We start from the raw sequence: 17,214 nt of genomic DNA on the forward strand, positions 1-17,214 counted from the left end.
CCGCCGGTCACACATCGGTTAGCACTTGGCGGCAACGCGCCGCGCGACTGGACACTCGCTGGACCAGGCGGACTGGCAGTGTGCTGCCGAGCGAGCGGACCGCGTCGTCGTCGGCGGCAGCCGCGAAACAATCCGGGGTACGGGCTGCCAGAGCGTCCACCTGCGCCAGTACTTCCTGTGCGTCGAGCCCGTTCTGTTCGGCGAACCGACGCCAGTGACGACCCCGGACAGCGTCGACCCGGTATTCACCACCGATCCGCATCGCCATTCGCAGTTTCGGCAGATACATGTCGTCGTAAGGTAGCGCGCTGGCCACGTCGTAGAGCGGCGCCAGCCGCACCTGCGACCCGGCAAGTAGGAGAGAGTAGTTCTTCGCGTGCGCATCGGTGCCAGCGATGATCCAGTTGAACGCCAGGGCATCGACGAATCGGGAAATATGTTCGGCGGCGACCCCTGCCGGTCTGACTTCTCGCCGAAGTAGCTCGATGATCTGCTCGGGTGACGGCCCGCCTTCGTTCTGGTACTTCCGCATCGGCGCTATCGCGAGTGCCTGGCACGTGTCTTCCTGGTGGATCCGGTGCAACGCTCCATGGCTGTACCTGCGGTCGTACCGTTCGACGGCAATCGCTCGTTCGCCGCTGAAACTGACGATGTTCGACCGGGCAGTCGACAGCCCGGCAAGCCCAGCGGCCGCCAGGCAGAGATGCTCGTTCAGGTCGTGCTCGTCCAGGCCGGTCACCGCTGGCTTGAGAATGTGTGTGGTCGGAACGGCGCCCCAGGGCTCGCCCCACCGTTGGCTCGCCTCGTCGAGATACAGCGCTGTCTTGGCCTGGGCGCCGGCAAGACTGAATTGTCCACTGTTGTTGATGTGCCACGATGTCGGGTCGTTTCTGAGTGTGCGGAGTCGAAGCTCCAGGTCGTCAGCTGTCAGCCAATGGACGCCGCCATCACCGTCGACGGCCGCCTGCACGCGATCCTGGGTGACGAGTTGGGCCGCGCCAGCGCAGTCCTCGCCGACGTGTCGAAGAAGGGCGAACGGATTGCCGGCCGAGACCTGGTAGTCACGTGCCCAACGCTCCAGCACCCGCTCGTTGTCCGGTAACAGTCCCCACATCATCGTCCGCACCGCTGGATCATCGTGGGTACGATGCGCCAGCGGCATCGACAGGGATATCGGTGTGGCATCCTGCCTGGCCTGCCAGTCGTTCTCGTACGAGAACATGAACCGGCCATCGCGCTGTTGGGTGATCACCCCGACCACGGAGCCGGCCATGACCGCTGTCAACGTCGTTACGGCACTCGTCTCAGTCTGCTCGGCCACGGCCACCCTCAAAGTCCTTCAACAGCTCATCCAGGTCGATGCCGTTTGCGCCGGGAGGAGGGAACGACACGTTCACGGTGGCACCCAGCGCGCTCAGGGTCCGCAGGGCTAGGCCGACCTCGGCTGACGTCTTTCCCGCCTCCAGGTCGGAAAGCCACCGTCGACTCACCCCCGCTCGCTGGGCAAGATGGGCCTGCGTCCAGCCCTTGTCTTGTCGGCTCTGGCGGACGAAGAGCCCGAGGTCTCGCGCGTCGCTGATTCGCATCCTGTTCCGATCGTGTGCGCGTACGTACCCAGGTTAGCTGTTGTGCGCGTTCGTGCTCATAATTTCTGCTGTGCACGTACGTGCTCATTCCTTGAGTTGTGCGCGTACGTGCACGGCGGGTGGGTGGCTGGGTCAGCAGGCAGCCGACCCCGGCCGTCGAGACCGAGCGCCCTGCGGACGCGTCAGCGAGGATCGGCGGGTACGGCATCCGGCCGGTGGCGTAGTGCGTGGCGCTACCGGCGTGCAGGGTTTCGTCCTGCTCCCACGTGTTGGCCGACACTGCAGGTCAGCGGTGGTGTGCGGGGAGTGCGTCGAGGAACGCCGACCGCGCCTGAGCCTTGACCAGCCCTGTGTGGTCCACTGTCACGCACCTCCGGCTAGCCGAGTAATCAGGTCGTGCTGGCCCGGGTCGCCGCGGCCGCCGAGTCAGTCCAGGTCGAACTCGCCGTCCTGGGCGCCCGCGACGAACGCGTCCCACTCGGCCTGGGTGAAGACCAGGATCGGGCCGTCCGGCTCGGCCGAGTTGCGCATCCCGATCAAGTCGTCGACGAACGCGATCTCGACCGCGCCCTCCGACGCGTCGCCCTCGGCCCGCTGCCACACCGCCCGCGACAGGTCGAAATCGCCCTTGGGGTGCTGCGCCATCGTCGACTCCTTCGATACTGGAAACACGCGCGGGACATGTCGGGCGGTACACGCCCGGTTACCGGCACAGGCTAACGCCCGCCGCCTCCGGCATGTGCGGCAGGATGGTCGGATGCCGAGCCTGACCCGCGCCGAGGCGGCCGAGCGCGCCGCGACGATCACCGTCGAGTCGTACACGATCGACCTCGACCTGACCATCGGTGACACCGAGTTCGGCTCGACCAGCGTGATCGAGTTCCGGGCCGCGCCGGGAGCAGCGACCTTCGTCGAGGTCGCTGCGGCGAAACTGACCCGGGTACGGCTCAACGACGTCGACCTCGATCCGGCGGGTCTCGACGACAACCGGGTGCCGCTGACCGGGCTCGCCGGGCGCAACACGCTGACCGTCGAGGCGCGGATGGCGTACTCCAACTCGGGGCAAGGGCTGCACCGCTTCGTCGACCCGGCCGATGGTGAGACGTACCTCTACGCTATGTCGTTCCTGGACGACGCACCGCGCATCTTCGCCTGCTTCGACCAGCCCGACCTGAAGGCACCGGTACGGCTAGGGGTCACCGCGCCGCCGCAGTGGACGGTGGCCGGCAACGGCCAGCAGGTCGGCGCGCCAGTGGACGGGCGGTGGGAGTTCGCACCGACGGCGCCGCTGGCGACGTACTTCGTGACCCTGATCGCCGGGCCGTACCACGCCCGCCACGCCGAGCACGACGGCGTCCCACTGGCGCTGTACTGCCGGCGTTCGCTCGCGCCGTACCTGGACGCCGACGCCGAGGAAATCTTCACGATCACCCGGCAGTGCCTGGACCGGTTCCACGAGCTGTTCGACGTCCGGTACCCGTTCGGCGGCTACGGTCAGGCGTTCGTGCCCGAATTCAACGCCGGCGCGATGGAGAACCCGGGCCTGGTGACCTTCCGCGACGACCACATCTTCCGGTCGGCGGTCACCGACAGCGAACGCGAGCGGCGGGCCACCACCATCGCCCACGAGATGGCCCACATGTGGTTCGGCGACCTGGTGACCATGCGGTGGTGGGACGACCTGTGGCTCAACGAGTCGTTCGCCGAGTACCTCGGGGTACGGGTGACCGCCGAGGTGACCCGGTTCACCGACGCCTGGACGACTTTCGGCATCCGCTACAAATCCTGGGGGTACGCCGCGGATCAGCGCCCGTCGACCCATCCGGTGGCGCCGGAGGAGGTCGTTGACGCCGAGCGGGCGTTGCTCAACTTCGACGGCATCTCGTACGCCAAGGGTGCGTCGGTGCTGCGCCAGTTGGTGGCCTGGCTGGGCGACGAGCCGTTCCTGGCCGGGCTGCGGGCACATTTCGCCGCCCACCGGTTCGGCAACGCCACGCTGGTCGACCTGTTCGACGCGTTGACCGAGGCGAGTGGCCGCGACCTGTCCGGCTGGGCGACGCGGTGGCTGCGGCAGGCGCAGGTGAACACGATCCGGGCCGAGACGGTCGTCGACGAGACCGGTCGCTACCGGGAGGTGGCCCTGGTGCAGACCGCACCGCAGCGCCATCCGGTGCTGCGTCCGCACCGGATCGGACTGGGGTTGTTCGACGCCGCCGCGACCGGGGACCGGCGAATGTCGGTGCGGCGGCACCGGCTGGCGGTGGACCTGGCCCCGGACGTCGACGGCGGACGGACCCTGGTACCGGCGCTGGTCGGTGAGCCGGCGGCCGACCTGCTGCTGGTCAATGACGGTGACCTCACGTACGCCAAGGTGCGGTTCGACTCGGCGTCGGCGGCCGCGCTGCCGGCGATGCTGTCCGGGATGACCGATCCGTTGGCCCGGGCGGTGTCGTGGACGGCGACCCTGGACGCGGTACGTGACGCGCAGCAGCCGGTGGCCGAGTTGGCGGCGCTGATCGAGTTGGCCCTGCCGGCCGAGACCGTGGTGGTGGTCGTCGAGGACGTGCTGCGGCTGAGCCGGTCGGTGATCGACCGGTACGCGCATCCGGTGGACCGTCCGATGCTGCGGTCCCGGCTCGGTGCTGCCTGCACCCAGCTGCTGGCCGCGGCCGGGCCCGGCACGTCGGTCCAGTTGGCCGCCGCTCGGGGGGCGATCGCCGCCAGCGGGGACGTGGACTGGTTGCGGGGGTGGCTGACAGGGTGGGCGGTGCCGGCCGGGTTGACGGTCGACGCCGATCTGCGCTGGTTGCTGCTCTACCGGCTGGCGGCGTGCGGCGGCGTCGGCGCGACCGAGATCGACGACGAGGCCGGCCGCGACCGCAGCGCGGCCGGTGAACAGTGGGCCACGAAGTGCCGTGCGGCGCTGCCGGACCTGGCTGGCAAGGAGCGTGCCTGGCAGGCGATCGTCACCGACACCAGCTTGTCCAACCGTCTTGTCGAGGCGTACGCCGAAGGGTTCTGGCAGCCGGAACAGACCGAGCTGACGGCACCCTACGTCGACCGGTACTTCGCCGACATGCCGGCGGCGGCCCGGCGGCGCCCGGCATGGCTCGCCGACCGGGTGGCGGAGTCGGCCTTTCCGCAGTTCGCGGTGAGCGAGCGGACCCGGGCGGCGGCGACCGCGATGCTCGCCCGCGACGATCTGACCGCCGGGCTGCGCCGGGTGGCCACCGACGGGACCGATGAACTGGACCGGGCATTGACCGCTCGACGTCGGTACCCAGCCGGAGCCGAAGCCGGACCGGCGTAGGCGGGGATCGTTGTAGGCAGAGGTGGCCGCAGGTACAAAGCGGGAGCAGGCACCCGATAGTGTTGCCTACGCCACGCGGCAGCCCGGCTGGGTAGATCATCGGCATACGATTCGTCGATGGACGATGGCATCCGTCGGGTCGGCATCATGGGCGGCACCTTCGATCCGATCCACCAGGGCCACCTGGTCGCGGCGAGTGAGGTGGCCGAGCGTTTCGCGCTCGACGAGGTGGTCTTCGTACCGACCGGGGATCCGTGGGAAAAGGCCGGGCTGACGGTCACCCCGGCCGAGGACCGGTACCTGATGACCGTGATCGCGACCGCGTCGAACCCGACGTTCCAGGTGAGCCGGGCGGACATCGACCGGCCCGGCCCGACGTACACCGTCGACACGTTGCGCGACCTGCACTCGGTGTACGGGCCGAAGACGCAGCTGTTCTTCATCACCGGCGCGGATGCCCTGGAGAAGATCCTGTCCTGGAAGGACACGGATGCCATGTTCGAGTTGGCCCACTTCATCGGGGTGACCCGGCCGGGGTTCGAGCTGTCCGACGCGCACCTGCCAGCCGACACGGTGTCCCTGGTCGAGGTGCCGGCGATGGCGATCTCGTCGACCGAGTGCCGGGCGCGGGTGGCTGCCGGCAAACCGCTGTGGTATCTCGTGCCGGACGGGGTGGTGCAGTACATCGCCAAACGTCGGCTGTACGAGACGGAATCTTCGGGGGAATAACCCCTCGGTGTCATATTATGGGCGTTATATCCAGATTTCCTGGCTCGTCGAGTGTGAGAGGCTAGAGCAGCGAAGCTGTCTAGCTGAAGGAGTGTTGTCGAGGTGATCCGATGAGCGCCTCAGAGCGCGCGCGGGAGCTGGCCCTGACGGCCGCCCAGGCCGCCGCCGACAAGAAGGCGCAGGACATCGTCGTCATCGACGTGGCCGACCGGATGGCGATCACCGACGCCTTCGTGCTCGCCTCGGCGCCCAACGAGCGCCAGGTGCTGGCCGTGGTCGACGCCATCGAGGAGAGCCTGGTCCGGCTGCCGGACAAGGCCAAGCCGATCCGGCGTGAAGGCGACCGGGCCGGCCGGTGGGTGCTGCTCGACTTCAACGACATCGTGGTGCACGTCCAGCACACCGAGGAACGCGAGTTCTACGCCCTCGACCGGCTGTGGAAGGACTGTCCGGTCATCCCGTTCGTCGACCGCGACCTGGTCGAGGCCGAAGCCGGGGCCACCGAGTGACCCGGTTGATCGTCTGGCGGCACGGTAACACCGACTGGAACGCCGCCGACCGGGTGCAGGGCCAGACCGACACCGCGCTCAACGACCTTGGCCGGGCCCAGGCCACCGCCGCCGCGCCGCTGATCGCGGCGCTACGACCGGACGCGATCGTCGCCAGCGACCTGCAGCGGGCCGCCGACACCGCAGCGGCTCTGGCGGCACTCACCGGTCTTCCGGTCCGTTCCGATCCCCGGTTGCGGGAGCGGCAGTACGGGCTCTGGCAAGGGCTCACCATGCCGACCATCGCCGAACGGTTCCCCGCCGAGCACGCCCGCTGGCGGGCCGGTGATCCGTCGCCCGGCTGTGCCGTGGAGAGCCTCGACGACCTTGGTAAACGGGTCGGGGAGGCGTTGCAGGACGCGGCTGACGCGACGCCGGGCGGGACCGTGGTGGTCGCCACCCACGGCGGGGCGGCCCGGCAGGGCTGTGGCCATCTGCTCGGCTGGGGCACGGCGGTGCTGCGTACCGTCGCGCCGCTGCAGAACTGCCACTGGACCGAGCTGCGGTACGACGAGTCGCGTGGCTGGCAACTGCGGGCACACAACGTTGGAGTGAGCAGCACCCGGGACATCCCCGCCCCGGTCTGACCCGACAGCCGGTCTGACTCGATCGCCAGCTTGATCCGACAGCCGCCTGGCCCGACAGGTGGCCTGACCGGGCACGATCGCCGATGATCAGCTAGCGTGCCGGCATGTCCGTCGCGGTCGTGACCGACTCCACCGCCTACCTGCCGGCCGATCTGGCGCAGCGGCACCACCTCACGGTGGTGCCGCTGACCGTGCTGGTCGACGGCGTCGAACGCCGGGAAGGCCGCGATCTGACCCCGACCGAGGTGGCCCATGCGTTGACCGTGCGGCGGTCGACGGTCAGCACCTCGCGACCCGCGCCCGAGCAGTTCGCCGAGACGTACCGGCGACTGCTGGGCGCCGGTAGCTCCGGGGTCGTGTCGGTACACCTGTCGGCCGGGCTGTCCGGCACAGTCACCGCCGCCGAACTGGCCGCCCGGCAGACCGGCCCGGACCGGGTCGCGGTGGTGGACAGCGGCTCGACCGGCATGGGGCTGGGCTTTCCGGCACTCACCGCGGCGACGGTGGCGGCCACCGGGGGTGATCTGGCCGAGGTCAGGGCCGCCGCGAGCGCCGCGGCGGCCCGCACCCGGACCTTCTTCTACGTCGACACGTTGGAGCATCTGCGTCGCGGCGGTCGGATCACGGCAGCGTCCGCGCTGCTCGGTACGGCACTGGCGGTCAAGCCGATCCTGCACGTGCAGGACGGTCACATCGTGCTGCGCGACAAGGTGCGTACCGCCGCCCGTGCCCTGGCCAAGCTGGTCGACCTTGCCTGTCTCGCGGCCGGCGACGCGTCGCGGGTCGACGTCGCCGTGCACCACCTCGACGATCCGGACCGGGCCGCCGCCCTGTGCGCGGAACTGACCTCTCGGCTGGGCGACCGGCTCCAGGACGTCCACGTGGCGCAGATCGGGGCGGTGGTCACCGCACACGCCGGCCCCGGTCTGCTTTCGGTCGTGGTGCACCGGCGGGCGGGCTCCTGACCGCCGGCCCATAGCAGATCCGGGCCCGGTACGGGGCATTGTCCACAACCTGCTGGTCGTCCACAGCCTGGCCCGCAGCCAGGTTCGCCGTACTGGCCGGCGGCCTAGCTTCTGCACGTGATCGACGACGACCCCGTCCAGCGGCGGCTGACCCGGCTGACCCACGCTGGTGGCGGCCTGCTGGCGCCGGTAGACCCCGACCGTCCGTCCGACCGCGACCTCGATGACCCGGCCTTCTCCGGGGCGACCGCCCGGCTGCCCGCCTTCGACCCCGGTCGGCGCGGGGTACGGGCACTCGCCGCCGTGGCTGTCGTGGTGGTCGCCGTCGCCGCGCTGCTCGCCTGGCGGGCGCGCCCCCGGGTCGAGCCGGTGCCGTCCGCCGACGGCACCCCGGCCCAGACCGCCCCGGTGCCGGCCGCGGCCGGCGGCCCGAGTCCTGAGGGCCGCCCCGCTGCCGCAGGACCCGGGACGACCGGCACCGGCGAACCGACACAGCTGATCGTCGCGGTGACCGGTCGGGTCCACCGGCCAGGTCTGGTGACCCTGCCGGCCGGTGCCCGGGTGGCCGATGCCCTGGAAGCGGCCGGTGGCGCACTGCCCGACACCGACATCGCCTGGCTCAACCTGGCCCGCCCGGTCCAGGACGGCGAGCTCGTCGTGGTCGGGGTCACCCCTCCACCGGGAGCCGTGACCGGGCCTGCCCCGGCCGGCGGCCTGCCAGGCGAGCCCGGCAAGGTCGACCTGAACGCTGCCAGCCAGCAGCAGTTGGAGACGCTGCCGGGGGTCGGCCCGGTGCTCGCCCAGCGGATCATCGACCATCGCGAGCGGGTGGGCGGGTTCGCGTCCGTCAACGATCTGCGCAAGGTCAGCGGTATCGGCGACGCGCGGTTCGACCAACTGCGTGAGCTGGTGACGGTGTGAAGGCGTCCGACGGCGACCCGGTTGGGCCGCCGGATCTGCGGCTGGCCGGGTTCGCGGTGGCCTGCTGGCTGGCTGCCTTCGCTGTGGTGTGCGGCACGGCCGTACTGGCGGTGGTGCTGGTCATCGGTGGTGTGACGCTGGTCGGCCTGCTCGGCGTCTACCTGACCAGAGGTACGGGCACCGGCCGCAGCCGGGCTGCCGGGCCGCCCGGCAACGACCCCGATCTGCCCCGGCTGACCAGGTGGATCCACGCGTACGGCTGGCTGGCCATGGCGGTGGTGCTCGGGGTCGTCTGCGGTGCCGCCGCTGCCGGCGCGCGGGTGGCGGCGCGTGACGCCGGGCCGCTCGCGGCACTGGTCGACGACCGGGCGGCGGTCACCGCGGAGCTGGTGATCCGCGACGACCCTCGACGGGTCAGGTCGGCGGTGGCGGGACCGCCGCTGTGGCTGGTGCCGGTCCGGCTGGCCGGCCTGTCCGGCTCGCCGGCAGCCGGGCCCGACGACGGAGTCGCCGGCCGACTGGTCGGTCCGGTGCGGTTGCTCGTCCTCGGCACCAGCAACGCCTGGGACGGGCTGCTGCCCGGGCAGCGGGTGCGGGTCGCCGGCCGGTTGGCGCCACCGCGCGGTGGTGATCTGACCGCGGCCGTGCTGTCCACCGGAGAGGATCCGACGCCGGTCGGGTCCTCGAGCTGGGCGCAGCGGGCCGCCGGTGTTCTGCGGTCGGGCCTGCAGCGCGCCTGCGAGCCGCTGCCCGACCAGCCCGGTGGCCTGTTGCCCGGTCTCGTCGTCGGCGACACCAGCCGGCTGGATCCTGCAGTGGAGGAGGACTTCCGGGCCACCGGGCTGACCCATCTCGTCGCGGTGAGTGGTTCCAACGTCGCGGTCGTCGTTGGGTTCGTCCTGCTCGGGATGCGCTGGTGCCGGGCCGGCCCCGGCCTGACGGCGGTTGCGTGCGCCGTGGCGCTGGTCGGCTTCGTGATCCTGGCCCGTCCCTCGCCCAGTGTGGTACGGGCCGGGGTGATGGGTGCGGTCGGGCTGCTCGCGCTGGCGACCGGACGTCAGCGGGCGGCGTTGCCGGCGCTCGGCGCGACCGTGGCCGTTCTGGTCGTGGTCGATCCGGAGCTGGCTGCGGACGCGGGGTTCGCCCTGTCCGTACTGGCGACCGGTGGTCTGCTGCTGCTCGCACCCGGCTGGCGGGACGCGATGGTGGCCCGTGGCGTTCCCGCTCCGCTGGCGGACGCGTTGGCGATCCCGGCGGCGGCACAGCTGGCCTGCACCCCGGTCGTCGCCGGCCTGTCCGGGCTGATCAGCCTGGTCGCGGTCCCCGCCAACCTGCTCGTGGTACCGGCGATCGCCCCGGCGACGGTGCTCGGGGTGGCGACCGCCGTCGTCTCACCGATCTGGCCGGGCGGTGCCGAACTGCTGGCCTGGCTCGGCCACTGGCCGGCCTGGTGGCTGGTGACGGTGGCCCGGTACGGGGCGCGGGTTCCCGCAGGGTCGCTGCCGTGGCCGGACGGGGCGTTCGGTGCGCTCTCCCTCGCCGCGTCGACGGTCGTCGTGCTGGTCCTGGCCCGCCACGGGTTCACCCGTCGATTGCTGGCGGTGGTGGCGGTCGGAGCCGTGGTCGGGGCCCTGCCGGTGCGGCTCGCCGCGTCGGGCTGGCCACCGGATGGCTGGGTGGTCGCGGTCTGTGCGGTGGGCCAAGGGGACGTGGTCGTGCTACCCGCCGGTGCCCGGTCCGCTGTGGTCGTCGACGCCGGCCCGGACCCGGCTGCGGCCGACCGGTGCCTGCGTCGTCTCGGCATCAGCCGGGTGCCACTGTTGGTGATCAGTCATTTCCACGCCGACCATGTTGCTGGCGTCGACGGTGTCCTGCGGCATCGTCTGGTCTCAGCGGTGGCGACCACCGCGTGGCCGGAGCCAGCTGCCGGCCGGGACGCGGTGCAGTTGGCGGCGGCGGCCCGAGGCGTCGCGGTCGGGCCGGTTCCGCCCGGCTGGAGCTACCGTCGTGGCCCGGTCGAGTTGACGGTGCTCGGTCCGACCGAGCCGTTCATCGGGACCAGGTCCGATCCGAACAACAACTCTCTGATGTTGCTGGCCGTCGTGGACGGTGTTCGGATCCTGCTGACCGGTGACGCCGAGCACGACTCGCAGGGAGCGTTGCTGGACCGGCTCGGGGCGGCTGGGCTGCGGGCGGACGTGCTCAAGGTCGCCCACCACGGGTCGGCATTCCAGGACGTCGGCTTCCTGGACGCGGTCGCACCCAGGGTAGCGGTGGTTCCGGTCGGTGCCGACAACCGGTACGGGCATCCGGATCCGGGAGTGCTCGCCCGGTTGTCGGCGCGGGGAGCGCGGGTGTTGCGGACCGATGTAGACGGCGATCTAGCGGTGGTACGGCGTGACGGCGGACTCGCAGTTTCTCACCAGAGAGCTGACGTTGACTCCCGTACCGGCTGATCCGGGTGGGACGGAACACCGCAGTCAACGCAGTGTTCCGGTGTCGTTCGTGACAGCTCGCCGACAAATGTCCCTATTATCGGAGCGTGATCGAACAACTACTCAGCGAAAAATTGGGGGTTGATCTCGGTGCTACGACCCGTGCGACTATGGCGGGCGTGAAAACTGCCGCCCCGCCCGCCGTGGTACTCGTGCTCGGTGACGAGGAACTACTGGTCACCCGGGCTGTGACGGAAGCCGTCCAGGCTGCCCGGGCCACCGATCCCGACGCCGACGTACGGGAGTACGAGGCGGGCGCGGTCAGTGCCGGCGAGGTCGCCGAGATGCTCAGCCCGTCCCTGTTCGGCGGTCGGCGACTGCTCGTCCTGCGCAGTGGCCAGGACGCCCGCAAGGACCTGACCGCCGCGTTGCTCGGATACGCGAAGCAACCCGATCCGGACGTGACGCTGCTGGTCACCCACGCGGGCGGTGCCAAAGGGAAGGCCTTCGCCGACGGGCTGCGGTCGGCCGGGGCGACCGTGGTGCCGGCAACCAAGCTCAAGGGGCACCGGGATCGGGTCGCCTTCGTCCGCGACGAGTTCCGTCGCGCCGGCGGCCGGTGCACCGACGCCGCCGCCGAGGCGCTACTCGCCGCTGTCGGCAACGACCTGCGGGAGCTGTCCGCAGCCTGCGCCCAACTGCTGGCCGACACGGGTGGCCGGGTCGACGCGGCGACCGTTGCCCGGTACTACCGGGGGCGTGCCGAAGTGAGCGGATTCACCGTGGCCGACGCGGCGATCATCGGCGACGTGCCGGGAGCCCTGGAAGCCCTGCGCTGGGCCCTGCACGTCGGGGTCGATCCGGTGCCGATCGCCGATGCGCTCGCCGACGGCATCCGTACCGTGGCCCGGGTCGCGTCCGCCGGCCGGGGGAGCCCGTACCAGTTGGCGAGCAGTCTCGGTATGCCCGCGTGGAAGATCGAGCGTGCGCAACGGCAGAGCCGGGGCTGGAGCGCGGAAGGTCTGGTCGATGCCATGCATGCGGCGGCGCGGTGCAACGCCGATGTCAAGGGCGGGTCGGACGACCGGGACTACGCACTGGAGCGGGCCGTCGTCGCGGTCGCGCAGGCCCGCCGCAGCGGTGGTGATCAGCGTTGAGTGGTCGTGACCATCGGGATCCACGTGACCATGGGGATCCTCGGGATCCCCGTGCCCATCGGGACCCGGCCGACGAGCAGGATGCCGTCGAGGATGAGTTCCAACCGGTCTACGCCCGGGCGCTGCGGCTCCGGTACGTGCAGCCCAGCGGGTTGACCTGTCTGGCCTTCTTCGAAGGCAGCTTCGTACTGGGTGGGCTGCTCGCCCTGGCGGAACTGATCCCCTGGTGGGGCACGCTGGTCCTGCCGGTCGCGGTGGCCGTCATGGTGAAGATCAACGACTTGGTCGCCGGTGCGGTCGAGCGGTCAGCGGAGCTGGTCCCCGAGCGGGAACGGGAGATGTTCCGTCGGGAGGTGGTCCCCGCGGTCGGGCAGCCCGTACGGCCGGTGATCGGAACCCGGACCGGACTGGCGTTTCCGGCGGGTGGCACCGGCCACGGCATCCAGACCGGCACTGGCGTCCAGACCGGTCCCGGTATTCAGATCCGGCGGATCGGCGGTGCCCACGTCGAGGCGACCGCAGCGACGGCTACTGCGTCGACGGCGACCGCAGCGAATGCGACTGCGGCGACCTGTGCGGCCCTCGCGGCTCCGACGGTCATTCTGCAGACCGTCCCGGCCAGCCCTGCGACCGCTACCGCTGCCGCGCTTGCCGCGCCGACAGTGCTGCTGGACGTGCTTCACACCGGTCAGGCCAGCGAGCGCCACCGGTACCCGAGTGACGTGAACCAGTTGGGTCGGGACTGAGGAGGCTCAGCTGGGTTGGGGCCGGCTGGCGGCAACGGTCCCCGACACGGACCAGCCGACCTCGCGGGTCGGCTGGTCCGTGGCTGCGGGCTCGTCAGGAGCCGATCGACTGCAGGCGCTTGGCGATCGCGGACTTGCGGTTCGCCGCCTGGTTCTTGTGGATCACGCCCTTGCTGACGGCCTTGTCGAGCTTGCGGCTGGCCTCCCGCATCAGCGCCACGGCCTGCTCGTTGTCGCCGTTCGCGTTGGCCTCGTTGAACTTGCGGACGGCGGTCTTCAGCGCCGACTTGACCGACTTGTTCCGCAGCCGACGCTTCTCGTTCTGCCGGTTGCGCTTGATCTGGGACTTGATGTTCGCCACGCGACAGCCTCGCCCTGCTCATCCGAAATCGAAACGACCAAAATGACAATCCGCCTGCGGCGCACACGGCCGCCCGAGTCATCCTGGTGACCGGGTCCGGCGCAGTGGCCGGTCCGGACAGGTACCGGGAGTCCGACGGATGGCCGGGCCCGACAACCAGGATGCATGCTGGCGGCGCGTGTCGCCACGCGCGAAGGACAAGGTTACCAGTTCACCGGTGCGCCGGCCAAAACGGGCCGGGCCAGCCGCGCCGGGCGGCCAGCCAGGCCAGCGCCGTCTCTCCGCTGAACCGCTGGTGGGCGCGGACGTGCGGGGAGGCACCGGTGGGTCCGGCGGACGCCCGAGTCAGCCAGTAGCCGGAGAGCGCCGCCAGCGCCGCGTCCAGCCCGCCGGGCGGCGCGTCGGCCGCGGTCGGGTGCCGGGCGAACAGCGTGTCCGCGTCGAGACCACTGGCGTACGCGGTGACCAGCAGGCTGGCCGTGTCGAACCAGGCGGGACCGTGACACACCCAGGTCCAGTCGCAGATCCACGCCATTCCGGTCCGGTCGATCAGCAGGTTGTCGAGGCGCAGGTCGCCGTGCATCACCGCGTCGTCGGACACCAGGTGGGGCAGGTCCGCCTCCAGCGACGCCAGCTCCGGCAGGTGCCGACGGAGCAGCCCGTCGCCGTCGGCGTCGGCGCCGAACACCGGCATGGGTTCCCGGCCGGCGGCGATTTCCTGCCACCAGGCCAGGTCGGCGCTGGCCAGGTCGGCCAGCCGGGGTAGACCGATGTTGACCAGCCCGGCCGGCGGCCGGCGTAGGGCGCGGGCCGCGCCCGCCCAGCTGGCCAGGGCCGCGTCGAGCTCGGCCGGAGCCCAGGGCAGCGCCGGCATCCGACCGTCGACCGCGTCGAGACAGAGTACGAAGTAGCCGGCGGTGGTGAGTGTCCACCGCGGCCTGGCCGCCGCCACCTGGGCCGGGAGTTCGGCCGTCAGTGCCGCCTCGCGGGCGTACCAGTCGCTGAGGTGTCGCTGCTCGACCAGCGACGCGGCCTTGACGAACACCCGCTCGCCGGCGGAGGTGGTCAGCGTCGCGGCGAAGCCCCGGGTGAAGCCGCCGCCGGCGCTGGTCGCCCAGGTCACCGGGCTGCCGAGCCGACCGCAGATCGCCGCGCGCAGATCAGGTGGGAGGTCCGCCCAGGCGGGTCGAACCGATGTCGCGTCGTACTGGATAGCGGGCAACCGCACTGTAGCCACCCCTCCATCCTGCCGCGCCGCCGCCACGAACCCCGGCAGCGGCACCCGGCCGGCATCCGGCGTTGGCAGCCGCGCTAGGTGGCGGCCCGGTGGTGGGCATGACCACCCCGACGATCGGGGCGTGGGAACATAGGTGGCGGCCGGCGACGCCGGCTGAGACGACGGACTCCAGCCCAGCAGAACGGACCACCGTGCCTCCGACGCCCGATTCCGGCGTGAACGCCCCCGGCGCCACCGAACCCGGCAGCATCCGGAACTTCTGCATCATCGCGCACATCGACCACGGAAAGTCGACCCTCGCCGACCGGATGCTCCAGCTCACCGAGGTGGTCGACCCGCGCCAGATGCGGGCCCAGTACCTGGACCGGATGGACATCGAACGGGAACGCGGCATCACGATCAAGAGCCAGGCGGTACGGATGCCCTGGACGATCCGCGCCGGTGAACGCCAGGGCGAGTCGGCCGTGCTCAACATGATCGATACCCCGGGGCACGTCGACTTCACCTACGAGGTGTCCCGCTCACTCGCCGCATGCGAGGGCGCGGTGCTGCTGGTCGACGCGGCGCAGGGGATCGAAGCCCAGACGCTGGCCAATCTCTACCTGGCGTTGGAGAACGACCTGCACATCATCCCGGTGCTCAACAAGATCGACCTGCCGGCGGCGCAGCCGGAGAAGTACGCCGAGGAGCTGGCGCATCTGATCGGCGGTGATCCGGCCGACTGCATCCGGGTCTCCGGCAAGACCGGGGAAGGTGTTCCGTACCTGCTCGATGAGATCGTCCGCCAGTTCACCCCGCCGGTTGGTGACGCGGCGGCACCGGCGCGGGCGATGATCTTCGACTCGGTGTACGACGTCTACCGGGGGGTGGTGACCTACGTCCGGGTGATCGACGGGCGAATCGAGGCCCGGGACCGGATCAAGATGATGTCCACCGGCGCGACCCACGAGCTGCTGGAGATCGGGGTAATCTCACCCGAGATGATCAAGGCGACCGGGCTAGGTGTCGGCGAGGTCGGTTACCTGATCACCGGGGTAAAGGACGTCCGGCAGTCCCGGGTGGGGGACACCGTCACCATCAACGGTCGTCCGGCGAGTGAGCCGCTCGGCGGCTACAAGGATCCGCGGCCGATGGTGTACTCCGGGCTGTATCCGATCGACGGTTCCGACTACCCCGCGCTGCGCGAGGCGCTGGACAAGCTGAAGCTCAACGACGCGGCGTTGACCTACGAGCCGGAGACGTCCGGTGCGCTCGGTTTCGGGTTCCGCTGCGGCTTCCTTGGCCTGCTGCACCTGGAGATCATCCGGGAGCGGCTGGAGCGGGAGTTCAACCTCGATCTGATCTCGACCGCCCCGAACGTGGTCTACCGGGTGGTGATGGAGGACGGCGAGACGGCGACCGTCACCAACCCGAGCGAGTACCCGACCGGCAAGATCGCCGAGGTGCACGAGCCGGTGGTCCGGGCCACCGTACTGACCCCGAACGACTACGTCGGCGCGGTGATGGAGCTGTGCCAGGGGCGGCGCGGCTCGTTGCAGGGCATGGACTACCTTTCCGCCGACCGGGTGGAGCTGCGCTACACGTTGCCGCTCGCCGAGATCATCTTCGACTTCTTCGACCAGCTGAAGAGCCGCACCAAGGGCTACGCCTCGCTGGACTACGAGCCCTCCGGCGAGCAGCCGTCGGACCTGGTCAAGGTGGACATCCTGCTGCATGGCGAGCCGGTGGACGCGTTCAGTGCGATCGTGCACAAGGACAAGGCGTACAGTTACGGCACCACGATCGCCGCCAAGCTGCGCAATCTCATTCCGCGCCAGCAGTTCGAGGTGCCGATCCAGGCGGCGATCGGCAGCCGGGTGATCGCCCGGGAGACGATCCGGGCGATCCGCAAGGACGTGCTGGCCAAGTGCTATGGCGGCGACATCAGCCGTAAGCGCAAGCTGCTGGAGAAGCAGAAAGAGGGCAAGAAGCGGATGAAGATGGTCGGCCGGGTGGAGGTGCCGCAGGAGGCGTTCATCGCGGCCCTGTCCACCTCGGACGGCGGTGGCTCGGACGGGAAGTCCGGCGGCAAGCGGTGATCCCCCGTGGGTACGGCCCGAGCGCGGCGTACTGCCCGCGGTGCGGGGCCGGGCTTCCCGGTCCGCCGCCGGTGCGCTGCGGTGGCTGCGACTACCAGCTGTTCCAGAATTCCCGGCCGACCGTCAACGTGGTGGTGACCGACCCGGCCCGGACCCGGTTCCTGGCCATCCGACGGGCCAAGCCGCCCCGGGCCGGTCACTGGGAGACCCCTGGCGGGTTCTGTGACGGGGCGGAACATCCCCGTTCGGCGGCGCTGCGCGAGTGCCGGGAGGAGTTGGGCGTCGAGGTCGAGCTCGGTGCGCTGGTCGGCCTCTATCTGGGTGAGTACGAGTTCCAGGACGAGACGTTGAGCGTGCTGGAGTGCTTCTACCTGGCCACCCTGGTCAGCGACCGGGTCCGACTCGACTCGGCCGAGGCCACCGAGTGCGGTTGGTTCGCCCTTGCCGAGCCGCCGCCGTTGGCCTTCGCGACGATGGACGCGGCGGTACGGGACGTGGCGGCATCCTTCGGACGTTGACGCGGTTGCTCGTCCGGCGGAGATGAACCGGTTTGG

16 protein-coding genes are annotated in these 17,214 nt (G+C 70.6%); 11 read left to right on the forward strand and 5 right to left on the reverse strand.

The genetic code is table 11. The features are described 5' to 3' along the window. Positions 1-7 precede the first annotated feature (7 nt). The 3 genes from ACFHWT_RS00110 to ACFHWT_RS00120 all read right to left on the reverse strand — a co-directional run bounded on the left by ACFHWT_RS00110 (position 8) and on the right by ACFHWT_RS00120 (position 2,231). Positions 8-1,327 (reverse strand): type II toxin-antitoxin system HipA family toxin, encoded by a 1,320-nt coding sequence (locus ACFHWT_RS00110; RefSeq protein ID WP_416592553.1) that lies wholly within the window; start codon positions 1,325-1,327, stop codon positions 8-10. After that, complete coding sequence (locus tag ACFHWT_RS00115; RefSeq protein WP_416592554.1) at positions 1,305-1,586, reverse strand: helix-turn-helix domain-containing protein; 282 nt, start codon at positions 1,584-1,586, stop codon at positions 1,305-1,307. Before ACFHWT_RS00115 ends, ACFHWT_RS00110 begins: the two co-directional genes overlap by 23 nt. Before the next feature lie 426 nt (positions 1,587-2,012). Next, entirely contained in the window at positions 2,013-2,231 is a 219-nt protein-coding gene (locus tag ACFHWT_RS00120) for a DUF397 domain-containing protein (protein ID WP_278170686.1), read from the reverse strand. Positions 2,232-2,343: 112 nt separating this feature from the next. Here ACFHWT_RS00120 and pepN point away from each other — a divergent pair, with 112 nt between their 5' ends. From pepN to ACFHWT_RS00165, 9 genes are all read left to right on the forward strand, one after another. Continuing rightward, a complete protein-coding gene (gene pepN, locus ACFHWT_RS00125) occupies positions 2,344-4,896 on the forward strand; it encodes an aminopeptidase N (RefSeq protein ID WP_416592555.1) in 2,553 nt (850 codons plus the stop codon). A gap of 117 nt (positions 4,897-5,013) precedes the next feature. Then, entirely contained in the window at positions 5,014-5,625 is a 612-nt protein-coding gene (gene nadD / locus ACFHWT_RS00130; protein WP_416592556.1) for a nicotinate-nucleotide adenylyltransferase, read from the forward strand. 110 nt (positions 5,626-5,735) lie between these two features. Then, a complete protein-coding gene (rsfS, locus tag ACFHWT_RS00135) occupies positions 5,736-6,134 on the forward strand; it encodes a ribosome silencing factor (protein ID WP_123602988.1) in 399 nt (132 codons plus the stop codon). Beyond that, positions 6,131-6,760 carry a histidine phosphatase family protein gene (locus ACFHWT_RS00140; protein ID WP_123602987.1) on the forward strand — a complete coding sequence of 210 codons (630 nt, stop codon included), beginning with the start codon at positions 6,131-6,133 and terminating at the stop codon, positions 6,758-6,760. The genes rsfS and ACFHWT_RS00140 overlap by 4 nt, the downstream gene beginning before the upstream one ends. 104 nt (positions 6,761-6,864) lie before the next feature. Then, positions 6,865-7,725: a DegV family protein gene (locus ACFHWT_RS00145; RefSeq protein ID WP_416592557.1), complete on the forward strand. Its 861-nt coding sequence runs from the start codon at positions 6,865-6,867 to the stop codon at positions 7,723-7,725. A 117-nt stretch (positions 7,726-7,842) separates the two neighbouring features. Further along, on the forward strand, positions 7,843-8,646 hold the full coding sequence (locus ACFHWT_RS00150; protein ID WP_416592558.1) for a helix-hairpin-helix domain-containing protein: 804 nt from the start codon (positions 7,843-7,845) through the stop codon (positions 8,644-8,646). Next, a complete protein-coding gene (locus ACFHWT_RS00155) occupies positions 8,643-11,102 on the forward strand; it encodes a ComEC/Rec2 family competence protein (RefSeq protein ID WP_416592559.1) in 2,460 nt (819 codons plus the stop codon). The genes ACFHWT_RS00150 and ACFHWT_RS00155 overlap by 4 nt, the downstream gene beginning before the upstream one ends. A gap of 149 nt (positions 11,103-11,251) precedes the next feature. Next, on the forward strand, positions 11,252-12,238 hold the full coding sequence (gene holA, locus ACFHWT_RS00160; protein ID WP_416592560.1) for a DNA polymerase III subunit delta: 987 nt from the start codon (positions 11,252-11,254) through the stop codon (positions 12,236-12,238). Next, positions 12,235-12,984: a hypothetical protein gene (locus ACFHWT_RS00165; protein WP_416592561.1), complete on the forward strand. Its 750-nt coding sequence runs from the start codon at positions 12,235-12,237 to the stop codon at positions 12,982-12,984. Before holA ends, ACFHWT_RS00165 begins: the two co-directional genes overlap by 4 nt. A 94-nt stretch (positions 12,985-13,078) precedes the next feature. On the opposite strand, the gene rpsT is transcribed toward ACFHWT_RS00165, so the two are convergent. Further along, positions 13,079-13,345 (reverse strand): 30S ribosomal protein S20, encoded by a 267-nt coding sequence (gene rpsT / locus ACFHWT_RS00170; protein ID WP_416592562.1) that lies wholly within the window; start codon positions 13,343-13,345, stop codon positions 13,079-13,081. A gap of 211 nt (positions 13,346-13,556) precedes the next feature. Next, a complete protein-coding gene (locus ACFHWT_RS00175) occupies positions 13,557-14,573 on the reverse strand; it encodes a phosphotransferase family protein (RefSeq protein WP_416592563.1) in 1,017 nt (338 codons plus the stop codon). A gap of 200 nt (positions 14,574-14,773) precedes the next feature. On the opposite strand from ACFHWT_RS00175, the gene lepA reads away from it, so the two are divergent. Further along, entirely contained in the window at positions 14,774-16,660 is a 1,887-nt protein-coding gene (lepA, locus tag ACFHWT_RS00180) for a translation elongation factor 4 (protein WP_416592564.1), read from the forward strand. Then, a complete protein-coding gene (locus ACFHWT_RS00185) occupies positions 16,657-17,178 on the forward strand; it encodes an NUDIX hydrolase (protein WP_416592565.1) in 522 nt (173 codons plus the stop codon). Before lepA ends, ACFHWT_RS00185 begins: the two co-directional genes overlap by 4 nt. The last annotated feature ends 36 nt before the right edge of the window (positions 17,179-17,214 follow it).

The organism is Micromonospora sp. LOL_021, from assembly GCF_048060215.1.
Classification (GTDB): domain Bacteria; phylum Actinomycetota; class Actinomycetes; order Mycobacteriales; family Micromonosporaceae; genus Micromonospora_E.

Bases quoted from the DNA above. Each gene is read 5' to 3' on its own strand.
- ACFHWT_RS00115 (WP_416592554.1), bottom strand. From the start codon at position 1,586: ATGCGAATCAGCGACGCGCGAGACCTCGGGCTCTTCGTCCGCCAGAGC.
- ACFHWT_RS00120 (WP_278170686.1), bottom strand. From the start codon at position 2,231: ATGGCGCAGCACCCCAAGGGCGATTTCGACCTGTCGCGGGCGGTGTGG.
- pepN (WP_416592555.1), top strand. From the start codon at position 2,344: ATGCCGAGCCTGACCCGCGCCGAGGCGGCCGAGCGCGCCGCGACGATC.
- nadD (WP_416592556.1), top strand. From the start codon at position 5,014: ATGGACGATGGCATCCGTCGGGTCGGCATCATGGGCGGCACCTTCGAT.
- rsfS (WP_123602988.1), top strand. From the start codon at position 5,736: ATGAGCGCCTCAGAGCGCGCGCGGGAGCTGGCCCTGACGGCCGCCCAG.
- ACFHWT_RS00145 (WP_416592557.1), top strand. From the start codon at position 6,865: ATGTCCGTCGCGGTCGTGACCGACTCCACCGCCTACCTGCCGGCCGAT.
- holA (WP_416592560.1), top strand. From the start codon at position 11,252: ATGGCGGGCGTGAAAACTGCCGCCCCGCCCGCCGTGGTACTCGTGCTC.